This window comes from Chrysiogenia bacterium (genome assembly GCA_020434085.1).
Classification (GTDB): domain Bacteria; phylum JAGRBM01; class JAGRBM01; order JAGRBM01; family JAGRBM01; genus JAGRBM01.
Map to the genome: position 1 here is coordinate 1 of JAGRBM010000474.1, position 2,241 is coordinate 2,241.

The 2,241-nt window shown below is 61.5% G+C and carries 2 protein-coding genes; one reads left to right on the plus strand and one right to left on the minus strand.

Annotated elements, in window-relative coordinates:
• Nucleotides 1-426 (plus strand): hypothetical protein (locus KDH09_16075; protein ID MCB0221217.1); only part of this gene is annotated, 426 nt, incomplete at its 5' end.
• Here the strand turns inward: KDH09_16075 and KDH09_16080 are convergent.
• Nucleotides 423-2,075 (minus strand): VWA domain-containing protein, encoded by a 1,653-nt coding sequence (locus KDH09_16080; GenBank protein ID MCB0221218.1) that lies wholly within the window; start codon nt 2,073-2,075, stop codon nt 423-425. The genes KDH09_16075 and KDH09_16080 overlap by 4 nt on opposite strands.
• Nucleotides 2,076-2,241 lie beyond the last annotated feature (166 nt).

The window sequence follows — 2,241 nt, forward strand, 5'->3', positions numbered from 1 at the left end:
TACGAAGTTGAGGACCACCGAACCTACTACGTTGATGTCTCAGGCAGGATCGTAGGCTGGTTGTTCAAGGAGAAGGTGGCCGGCAGGTCACCCAACTACAAGTACGGGCCGAAAACCGAGAAAGGTTTTGATTTGATCAAGGATTACCTGAACCGGGAGCGTGCCTGGCTGGCCGAGCAGGGAAAGCCCGACGCCGACCATCCGCCACGGGGAAAACTGCGGCCGGATATCTTTGATTACGACACTCAACCAATCGAAGAAGAAGAGCCTTCGCCGGTGAGCGATTTCGTTACCGAAGATGTCCCGGGTGGTCTGTATTCTGCGGGCAAGGGAGTTCGGAATACCCTGCGTGCCATTGTTCCCGGCACGCGGCCGGATTCGGGCGAAGAGAGCAAACAGAGCGACGGGGAACAGAGCGAGCCCTAGCCCACTTTCTTCCGACGCCCCTTGAGGAAATCCACCAGCAGGTACTCGCCCAGGCGGTCGGGGTGGGTGTAGAAGGCGCGGCCCTTGTTGATGCGCGAGAGTTCGTTGATGAAGCCCACCAGCGCGGGCGAGTCATCGAGCATGAAGGTGTTGATGCGGACGTCCTTCTCGGTAAGGCGCCGCACCTCTTTGAGCGTCTCGTAGGAAGCGCGCGGGCTGATGCCGCCAAAATCCCACGGCCACTCGACGAGCAGCTCGCCCTTGAGCGTGTAGGCCGTGGGCTGGCCGTCGGTGACCAGAATGATCTGCTTGTTGGCGTTCTTGTGTTTGGCCAGCAGCCGGTCGGCCACGCGCAGCCCGTCCTGCAGGTTGGTGAAGGGGTCGCCGGAGTTCCAGATGATCTCGGGCAGCTCTTTGAGGGAAAGCTCGCGCGCGCGGGTATAGAAACCCACCGTGTAGAAGTGGTCGTTGGGAAAGCGCGTGCGGATGAGATGCGAGAGCGCCAGCGCGACCTTCTTCGCCGCCGGGAATCTTCCCTCCCAGCTCATCGACCAGCTCATGTCGACCAGCATCACCGTCGCGGTCTGCGAGGTGTGCTCGACCTCGTGGACTTCAAAATCGCCCTGCTCGAACTGCAGCGGAATGCCCCCGCCGCGGCTGGTGAGCGCGTTCATGAACGTGCGCGGCAGGTTCACGTGGAAGGCGTCGCCGTACTGGTAGGGCTTGCTGCTCTCGGGGAGAATCCGGCCCACGCCGCGCTCGCGTGTCTCGTGGGGGCCGAGCTGGTCCTTGCTCAGGTCGGCATAAAGGTCGTCGAGGGCCTTGGCCCCGATGCGGCGCATACCCTTGGGGGTGAGCTCCGGGCCGCCCATGCCTTCGCCCAGCAGGCCCGCATCGCGCAGCGAATCGCCCATGTTCATCAGAATGACCAGTGACTCGAACCCCTCTTCGGAGAGCAATTCCGAGAGCTGGTCGAGGTCCATCATCTGGAAGTCACCCTGTTCGAGGGCGCGTTCCATGTTCTGCATCTGGTTGAACTGGCTGACCATGTCGGCGGCATTTTCGAAATCCAGGGATTCCTCGCCGGTGAACTGGTTCTGATAGCGGTTGCGAAAATTCTCCACGTCGCGAATCTGGTCGCGCTTTGACTTGAGATCCTCATAGATCTCACGGGCGCGTTCATCGAGGAAGTCGTAGTCTTCGAGCGCGTCGATTGCCGCGCTGGGAGTGGCGGGCAGGTTTTCGAGGAACTGCTCGCGCCGGGTGCGATCGGATTCATCGAGATCCGGGCGCTGGTGGAGGGTCTGGCTCTCGAAGTTGCGGATGTCCTCGAGCGCCTGCTTGATCTCGTCGAGGGAGTTGTCGAGGTTGTACTTCTCGAACATCTCCTGGCGCTGCTTGCGCAGCTCGTGGGCCAGTTCATTGAGTCCCATGACGCGCATCTGGCGGCTGGGCATTTCGAAGCCGTTGCGCATCATCCAGTCGAGGGCTTCCTGGGTGGAGAAACCGTGGATCAGGTTGTTGGAGAGTTCCTGGAAGAAATCCTTCACATCCTCGCGCGAGGCGGCCCCGGGCTTGGTGCCCGGCGTCGCATCGGGGTCGTACTCGAATTGCGAGCCGTCCCATTTGCTGTAGCGGAAGATGCGCAAAAAATTCTTCCTTCCGAATACTCTCCCCCGCCGCCGGGGGAGAGGCCCGGAGGGCAGAGGGGGATTGTCTTCGCTCGAAGGCGGTGAGGGTGCAGTTCGGCGCCTCCCGCCCCCTTCTGCCCTTCGGGCAGCTTCCCCCTTTCCCGGGGGAAGCGCGAAATTGTCA